Annotated in this window: 4 protein-coding genes; all 4 read left to right on the top strand. The window is 38.5% G+C overall.

Annotated elements, in window-relative coordinates; all coding sequences use genetic code 11:
- Window positions 1-400: 400 nt before the first annotated feature.
- A complete protein-coding gene (locus QX565_RS10405; RefSeq protein WP_221648874.1) occupies window positions 401-2,506 on the top strand; it encodes an alpha-galactosidase in 2,106 nt (701 codons plus the stop codon).
- A gap of 23 nt (window positions 2,507-2,529) precedes the next feature.
- Window positions 2,530-4,914, top strand: a complete 2,385-nt coding sequence (locus QX565_RS10410; RefSeq protein WP_289292714.1) for a polysaccharide lyase family 8 super-sandwich domain-containing protein — start codon at window positions 2,530-2,532, stop codon at window positions 4,912-4,914.
- 56 nt (window positions 4,915-4,970) lie between these two features.
- Window positions 4,971-7,706, top strand: a complete 2,736-nt coding sequence (locus tag QX565_RS10415; protein ID WP_289292715.1) for a glycoside hydrolase family 38 N-terminal domain-containing protein — start codon at window positions 4,971-4,973, stop codon at window positions 7,704-7,706.
- Window positions 7,707-7,892: 186 nt separating this feature from the next.
- Window positions 7,893-9,614 (top strand): polysaccharide lyase family 8 super-sandwich domain-containing protein (locus QX565_RS10420; RefSeq protein WP_289292716.1); only part of this gene is annotated, 1,722 nt, incomplete at its 3' end.

A 9,614-nucleotide genomic window follows, 5' to 3' on the forward strand; every position in this document is an offset into this window, starting at 1 on the left:
AAAACAAATCTTCGGTCGGGGAACGCCCAGCGGCAAGGGGCGGGACCACCCGTCCCGACGAGCGTTGGTTTTCAGTGTTTACAAACATAGTAACTATTTATTATTGTTCAATACAAATGTACTTTTGTACAAAACTGGGTTCTAACTTACTTGTTATCAAAATCATTATTCTTTTGTAGCAGTAGTTTGTTACATTTGAAAGATATGCCGAAACAAGGAATATTCTTTTGTTCAAATAAAAAGAGTTATTTAAAGGAGTATACAATATTGTAATATTACTGAATAAAAAAGGTGTATTAAACGAGTTTCTTGTTTGTACATTTACAAAATGAAATGTAACCCCGGCTATATAGAATACACCGGTGTTGTAATGTAATTGTTTTTTTACTGTTTTTATGTCATGAGAATAACTAAAATATTTGCAGTACTAATTACTCTGTTTGCGACGGGAACGGTTGTACAGGGTAAAGAGAATATTTTCAAGCTTGAGAACCGCTTTCTTTCCAGACAGCTAAGTATTGAAGATGGTAAATTGAGAACTTTATTTATTGAAAACAAACTTGTTGGAGTAAAACTATCTCCTCTTTCGTGTAATGAATTTGCGTTACGCTTGTCTGATGGTACCGATAAAATCGGTACAGATCGTTTGGTCAATACTGAAGATTTTCGAGTAGAAAAGGTACAAAATTCATCTAATGATAAAGAAAAAAAACAGAGTTATCAGTTCGTATTATATAATAGTAAAGAAGATATGAAAATAATCTTGTATTACGAATTGAAAGAGGAGGAACCTTACTGTCGTAAGTTTATTCAAATTATACCAAACAAGGAGGTGACCATTGAGCAAGTTGATGTGGAATCTATAGCTTTGGAAGATGCTTTTCAGAATTATACAATAAAAAGTATTACTGCACAAGCCCCTTCGCAGTGGAAACCGGGGCTGGGACAACCGATTTACACATTGCAGACCGGTACATTTTGGGGGATGGAGTTTCCGGCGGCTTATAACACCGTAAGCAATAATCTTATATCTTGTAGCTATTTGATTGGAAAAACACTTCAAAAAGGAGAAATTTATACTTCATATAAAAGCGTGGTAGGTATGGCTGATGATGTCAAATATATAGACGATGCTTTCTATACTTATATTAAACGAATTAGGAAACGTCCTCTTCGCTTGCAGATTCAATATAACAGTTGGTTTGATTATGGAAATCGTGTAACAGAGAAACAGTTTATTTCAAGTATTGAGAAAATACAGAAAGAATTGGTGGTTGACCGTAAATGTCCTTCTCTTAGTGCGTATGTGATAGATGATGGATGGCAGGATATTAGTGCTACTGCTGACTGGTCAGATACCGTTTGGACAATAAATAAGACGAAATTTTCTCCTTATTTTTCCGAAAGTGTCAGTGCTGTACATAAAGCTAATTCTCGATTGGGTATTTGGTTAAGTCCGGCTTCCATATTAGGAGGACTTTCTATGGTTCCCAGAATGAAAGAATATGGATTTGAGTCACTTTCTTATGGCATGTCCATGACTGGAAAAACGTATATGGATAAGTTAGAACAGCGTGTGTGTCAATTGGCGGCAAAAGGAATTTCTTATTTCAAATTCGATGGACTTTTCGGACATCTCAACATCCGTGATTTTGAACTCAATGGTAGGGGGACTCCTGCTGTTCCTCAGCTTAACACGGAGGAATTTGCTTCTAACGATCGTAGGTTGAATACTTCCCGTTATGATGAAGTGAAATTATATTATATGACTGCTGCTACGGAAAGATTGATACACATGTTTGATCGTTTGTCTGAAATTAATCCTGAGATATTTATTGCCATTACGAATGGTGCTTATCTTAGTTCGTGGTGGCTGCAATATATTGATGTTGTGTGGCTTATTAATGCAGACGATGCGGCAGGAGGCAGTAACCGTACGGATGAATTAGTGTATAGAGACAATATTTACTATCAAATATGGACAGAAGAGAATACGAAGTTTCCTATAAATGCCATATTCAACCACGAACCTAAGAAAACTAAATTCGATGAAACGGCAGATTCATTTAAAAAATACTTATATATGAATTTGAGTCGTGGTACGGGATTTATTGAATTATATATTAAAACGCATCAATTGTCGTCAAGTGATTGGGATGTATTGGCGGAAGGATTGAAATGGAGTCATAAGTTCTTTCCAACATTCCAACATGTAAAGATGCACGGAGGTTCTCCAAAATATAAAGAAATATACGGATATAGCGGATGGAGTGACGAAATGGGGTATATCTCAATACACAATCCATCGGACAAAGCACAGAAGTATACATTTACATTGGATCGTGTCCTTGGGCTGAATCCGGATAACTCGACAGCTTTTCGTGTCTCTTCACCTATAAGCCAACTTAAAGAAAAAAATATGAAAGAGTTATATTGTTATGGAGAAACTGTTTCTATTGAATTGAATCCCGGAGAGATCGTATTGATAGACTTTGAAAGTAGATAATTGATTATTAAATAAATAGATTTATGAAACGTATACAGATAAATGGATGTTTTCTTTTACTTTGTTTTTGTTTTTTGTCTGTTTCCACAGTTTTTTCTTTTACATCTTCTTTGGAAAATGTACCGGAGGGAAAACGGGATTTATATCGATTGAGGAAACAGTTTCCATTGGTTTGCAACGAAGTAACAGATTTGGATTGGAAGGACTCTGAACGTATGGTTGGACTGATTAAGGTTCGTGCGACGGAAGTATTGGATAAGAAAGAGGCTATCCTTTTTTCGAAGTATGTACATGCCTGGGCTTCTGCCGCTATCTTAAAACATCCCGAAGGAGCTCATTTTAATGAATATATGGATGCTATTTTGGAAAATGGTGTTATTACCCGTATTCCCAAATTGGTATATAGCGACTATGGAATGGTGAGACAAATTCCTTTTCATTTGTTGGCAGCTTTGCCGGCTTGCAGTGACGAACAGAAAAGTCGGTTGATTGAAGTAATTAAACAAGTAGTGGAATTTGATCGTCTGCATCAAGATGAGGCTATAATTAGGCAGAATGTGAATACGGATTATATGTATAATATGTTGCCACATTTGTTTTTTTGTGCATTGTATCAGCCTGATGAAAATCTGGCTGTCAGAGACATGAAGGCTTTCTCGGATTATTTGTCGGCCTGTACGCAATACACATGCGGTGATCGGGATGGGCTCAAAGTTGATGGGACTGGTTTTCATCATAGAACACATTATAATGGTTATATGTATGCTTATAAAACTTGGGTGGAATACATGTACCGATTAAGAGGAACGTCTTTTAAGATTCAGGTTGATGCTTATCGGAGGATGAAAAAGGCTGTAGTCAGTGAGTATTTGATGGCTACTTTACCAACGTCCGGTGATGCACATTACTTTGCTAATAGTATGGCAGGTCGTCATCCGTTTGCGGGCTTGAAAGTTGATTTTGGTGCTGAACTGTTCCGTAATTTGATAGAGATCGGAGGAGATTTGGAAGGAAAAGAGATAGATGAAGATTTGGCAGCTTATTACAATGCTTTTTTTGAAACGAATTATTATAAAGGAATTCGTCCTCATAAATTGGATGGATTTTATCAATTTAATTACAGCCCGGCAGCTGTTTATCGTTATGATAACTGGGTCGCTACTATGAGGTGTCCGACGACCCGCTTTTGGGGGGGTGAATTGTATAGTGGTACGAATCGTTTTGGTCGTTATCAAAGTCATGGTACCTTGGAAATTATGTACGACGGATCTTTGAAAAAGTCGGGATATCCGGATGGATGGGAACGGTTCAGTGGAGAACGAGGTGGTTGGGACTGGAACGTTATTCCTGGGGCGACAACGGTACATTATACCAATTGGAATGAGATGCTTCCCAATAAGGACAATACATCCCGTTTTGACCAGTGGGCTAAAACGACCAATTTTTCCGGTGCTTTGTCGTGGGGAGACTGCGGTATATTTGCCGCTTCATTCGACCAGGGTGATTATTGGGGAGGAAGACGGTTTGAGCCTACCAATTTGTCGTTCTGTAAATCGGTTTTTGCTTTTGATGGTATATTGGTAAGTATGGGGAGTGGGATCGGTTCATACGGAAATTATTCTGATGACTGGATTACTGCTACAAATCTGTTTCAGGCAATAGACTATAAAGAAAATAAAACTCCCGTTGTAAATGGAAAAAAATTGAAGAAGGGAGAAAGCTTGATTTTGTATAATGATAAGAATAACTGGCTGATAACTCCTTGTAGCACAGGATATATCATTCCTTCCGGAAATGATCCTTTGCAGGTTTCTTATAAAGATCAGTATACACCTGGTCCGGAAGGTATTACGGATTCGTCTTTTGGTACTCTTTGTGCAACTAAAGCATATTTTAATCATGGTATAAAGCCGATACGTAAAAAGTATTGTTTTGCCGTTGTTCCTACAGCGACTCCAAAGAGAATGTCAACCTATGCCAGGCAATTGTTTTGTAAAGAAAATGGTGCTTTTGACGTAAGGCAACATCAGGATTCGCTGCATGTGTTAAAGCATATCGCTTCTAATACGTTGGCCTATGCGTTATTTGCTCCTGCAAAATTTTTGCAGGAAGGCATGCTGTGTTCGGTAGATTCTCCACTTTTACTGATGGAGAGGGCAGAACCAGAAAATGAGATTTTAAAGCTTGCCGTGTGTAGTCCGGATTTGAGGCCTGAAATGACGGAAGACGGTAAGAAGTGGCATTCTGCTCCCACGGTTTCTACTTTGATTTTGAGGGGGGGATGGAAGTTAACCGGATCGTTTCCGAAGGGTGTTTCATCTTGTTCAAAGGTAGGGAATAATACCGAATTAGTCTTAATATTGAAAGACGGATTACCGCTTTACATTACATTGAAGTCTGAAGAGTAAATTTTAGAATTCTTGTTAATATAAATGTATGTGTATTGCTTAATTTATTGTATATTATGAGAAAAATAAAATGGTTTGTGTTTTTATTAACTTATTTTTGTGTCTATACTGGACATATAAATGCACAGGCAGACAATTACAAGAAACATGAAAATGACGATGTTGAACAAGTATCAACACAGGAAATGGACTTTTATTTAGTGTTCAAGAGTCATTTTGACATAGGATACTCGGCTTTAGCACGTGATGTAATTAATGAGTACCGTACATTCATGATCGACAAGGCAATGGATGTAATAGACAGGAATACCCATAAAATGAAAGACGAGCAGTTTGTGTGGACAATTCCCGGATGGCCATTAAAACAAATGCTTTGGGATAAACAAACTCCTGAGCGTAGATTGCGTATTGAAAAAGCTTTGAAAAATGGTAATTTGGTAACACATGCACTACCTTATACAACCCATACTGAAACTTTAGAGGTTGAAGACTTGGTTCGTGGACTGGGATATTCATCAATGTTGGCAAGGCAGTATGGGTTGGCACTTCCAATAGACGCAAAAATGACTGATGTGCCGGGGCATACATGGATTTTACCAACTATTTTGCATCATGCAGGTATCAAATTCTTTCACATGGGAGCTAATCCAACAAATCAGGAAATAAATGTTCCGACACTTTTTTGGTGGGAAGGACCGGATGGTTCGCGAGTGCTGACTATGTTTTCAAAAGGATATGGAGGAGGAATGTTCCCACCGGAAGGTTGGAAACATAAATCTTGGTTAACATTTGTACATGCAGGGGATAATGCTGGTCCACCGACTGCTGAAAAAGTGGAACAAACTATCAAACATATCAAAGAAAAATATCCGAAGGCCAAAATCCATATTGGGAAAATGGCGGATTTTGCAGAAGCCATCTTTACAGAAAATCCAACTCTTCCAATAATTAGAGGAGATATATCTGATAGTTGGGTACATGGAGTTATGTCCAGTCCCAATGCAACTCGTATAGCCCGTCGTGTCCGCCCTCTCATTCCGGCATTAGAAACATTGCATACTCAAGTAAAAGAATGGGGAATTATGTCCTATGAAATAGATGAAGAGTTAGCTTATGTTTATGACCAAAGCTTGATGTTCGGAGAACATACATGGGGATTGGCAAATCAGCATTTCGTACCGGGTATGATTGGAAAAGAGTGGAATAAAATGTATTTATCCGGTTTAAGTCCCACTTATGCACATATGGAGGAATCGTGGAGGGAACATGCTAATTACATCAATCATGCAGAACAAGTTCTACGCCCTGAACTGGAACGGGAATTATATACTTTGGCTGACAATGTGGCACAAGACGGTCTTCGCTTCGTGGTTTACAATCCTCTACCATGGCGAAGAAGTGGTATGGTCAATTTTGCAATGCCAACTCAAGGATCCATTCGGGCGGAGTATATAAAAGAAGTTGGTACAAATAAAATATACGAATTGAAAGTGTATGGAAATACGTCAAACCGCTTGGGTACATTTTTTGCAGAAGATATTCCCGCCAATGGTTACAAAACCTATGTCCTGACAGATAGAACTACCGAAAAGACACACAGTACACTGAAAGGTAATGAACGGGATAACTATATTGAAAATAAGTGGTATAAGATTACTTTTGATGTTCGCGAAGGGTGTATTAAAAGTGTATGGGACAAAATTAATCGTAGGGAACTGATCGATACTGAATCAACTAATAAATTCGGCTCATATATATATGAACGATATGATCAGAAACAGTCTTTACAATATCTGAAAGAGTATATTTTTGATGGTTATAAAAAATCGCATTATTCGATTACCGGTAAAAGCTCGTATTTGGACAAACAGGCAAAAGCATGTCACAAATCTCCACGACAGATGGAATTCTATGTGGAAAACCACAAATCATTCATTAAAGGTATGTTAATTCCTTCTTTATCCCTTGGTGAAGGACAGCATACGGCCGGTCTGGTAGTTACGTTGTATGAAAATCTTCCGTATATTGATTTAAAACTAAATGTGGTGAATAAACCTGCAACAGAAGAAGCTGAAGCCGGATGGTTGTCTTTGCCTTTCAAAATGGATAATCCGGAATATCGTATCGGACGGGTCGGGTCTGTCATTGATCCTACAAAAGACTTGATTGAAGGTAGTCAATTTAATTACATTTGGTCGAATTCCGGGATTATGATAAAAGATACGGATTATTCAGTCGGCATTTGTCCGTTGGACGCACCGGCCTTTGTAATGGGGAATTTGAATTTCATGCACTTTTCTCCCAAATATGAGAATCCCCAATCTCATATTTACTTAAACCTGTTTAATAATCGTTGGAATACCAATTTCACTTCTTTTTGGAGTGGAAATCTGACTTCGGAGGTTCGTATTTGGGTAAATTATGAACAGGATAACGATGAATCCGGCTTAATTACTCCAGCGTGGGAGGCTCGCTTACCGCTACAAATAGGAATTGCTACTACTCCTGGTGGAAAGTTACCTACAAGTAGAGAAGGAATAAAGGTTTCTCAAAAAGGAGTGTTAGTAACTGCATATGGCAAGAATCCAGATGGTAACGGAAAATTACTCCGCCTTTGGGAAAATGCAGGTAACTCAGGAGGATGTGAAGTAACTTTGCCGACTTTTGTTGATGGAATAGCGCAACCTGTCAATTTGAGAGGGGTGCCTGAAGGAATGCCTATTCCAATAAAACAAGGTACGTTTAAAATAAAATTGAATAAGTTTGCTCCTCATAGTTATCTAATCTGGTAAAACAATAAACGTATATTGTTTACTTAAGTACCGATACACCAATATACCGGTATATTACTTACCATGCAGCATATTGGTGTATTGTGTCAAATTGTCAATCTAAATTTTGGGATAAATATTAACCAATTTTATTATTTAACTTTGATATTTTTTAGTAAAAACAGAAATATTAGCAAAGATACGGAAATGAAAAAGGGATTTTTGATTTTATCGTTTTTGGTAATTAGCTTGACAGGCTATGGACAAAAAGCAGAAAAGCAAAGTGCTATTGATAATTGCCGTCGTTACTATAATGAAGGCTTGAGAGTAAGTGATAAAGAAAAGAAAGAAGCAATGAAAAAACTTCGTGTTGGTTTTGCAACGCACCCTTACCGTTATCACCAATTGGGGAAGTCTCTTACTGCTGAACAGTGTTTGGATATGATTGATACGAATGGATTTTTTGGAGATTTAAAGAAAAAGGAACAGGAATATCAGCAGAAAAGTGAGACCCAAAGACCTTTAAGAGAGGTGCAGAATATTGCTGCCGATGTAGTAGGTACAGCTTTGAGCCGCCTTTGGATAATCGGTGATGCTTATCGTAGAGGAGAATTATCCGCTGAAGTGGCTGCCTCGGATAAGGTATGGAAATCAATCATTCATTATACCGCTTTGGAGGCAGGACGACCTAATGAAACCACCCGTTTTCTTGATTCTTGTTTTGGCACTCCTACTATGGCTGTCAATATTTATTTTTGTTATCTTAATGAAATGGACAAAGCGGAAGCAGGAAAAGCAGGACGCTTGGTGACTGAAGCTTGTGAAATGTTAAAAACTGTAGGCCTGCAAGCTTGGACACAGCCTTATAGAAAAGATGAGACGGATAAGAATGTAGTGTCAGCAGAGCGCTTTCGTAACCATGTATGGTGGGTTGGAGGTAATGGCCTGGGATACCGTGCACTCTTGCCGGTAGCAGCTATGTTTAGTTCTATACCGATGGTTGACGTAGTGGCCGAGGTTTGTTTAGGTGCTATCAGCGTTACTTCACAGAACACTTATTATGAAGCATTTTGGAGAGAAGGGTTTACTGCTGACGGTGCAGGATGGGGGCATGGTAATCAGTGCCTTATTTGGGGATATCCTATTGACGGGACAGGCTCTGCATTGAATATTTTGAATACCTTGAAAGGAACGCCATGGGAGAAGAAGTTAAAACCGGAGAATACGGCTGCACTAATGAACTTTTTCCGGGGAGGTAACTGGTACTATTATAAAGGATATCGTTTGCCATGCTTAGATCGATATTCAGCGGTTTATGATCCGAAGAGGAGGGCTATACCTTATGCTGGACTGCTGAATAATGTCGTGATGAATTGGAAAGACTCGTTTTCTCCTGAAGAACAACAGGAATTGTTACAGTTGAAACAGGAGGTGGACCGGAATGATATCAGGATGGGAAATTATTGTTCCGGTATGTATCAAGGTACAAGATGGTTCTTTAATAATGACGATTTGATAAAAAAAACACCGGATTACCATATCATGGTAAATATGGCTTCTATTCGTTGTGACGGTTTGGAGAGTGCTCCTTCTTTTGCTGATTGTTATAACTTCTATACAACAGACGGACTGACGTTATTCCAACGTTCCGGTGATGAGTATTTTAGAATTATGGGTGGTTGGGATGTGACAGGATATCCCGGAGTGACGGCCCGTGAAGGAATGGAAAAGCTGAATCCGGCTGAGAATTGGCGTGGATATTGTAGTAAACATAATTTTGCCGCCGGAGCTACAGATGGTGGAGATTACGCAGTGGGGGGATATATTTTCGAGAAGATGAATGCATCGGATAAAGATGGGGTGAATGATCGGGGAAACAGGGAAATCCAAAATGCTATATTGTACGACTTCAAAGCTTATAAAGGATAT

This window comes from Bacteroides sp. 41_26 (assembly GCF_949740115.1).
In the GTDB taxonomy this organism is placed as follows: Bacteria; Bacteroidota; Bacteroidia; order Bacteroidales; family Bacteroidaceae; genus Bacteroides; species Bacteroides nordii.

Coding starts and splice junctions, on each gene's coding strand:
- QX565_RS10405 (WP_221648874.1), top strand. CDS start 401: ATGAGAATAACTAAAATATTTGCAGTACTAATTACTCTGTTTGCGACG.
- QX565_RS10410 (WP_289292714.1), top strand. CDS start 2,530: ATGAAACGTATACAGATAAATGGATGTTTTCTTTTACTTTGTTTTTGT.
- QX565_RS10415 (WP_289292715.1), top strand. CDS start 4,971: ATGAGAAAAATAAAATGGTTTGTGTTTTTATTAACTTATTTTTGTGTC.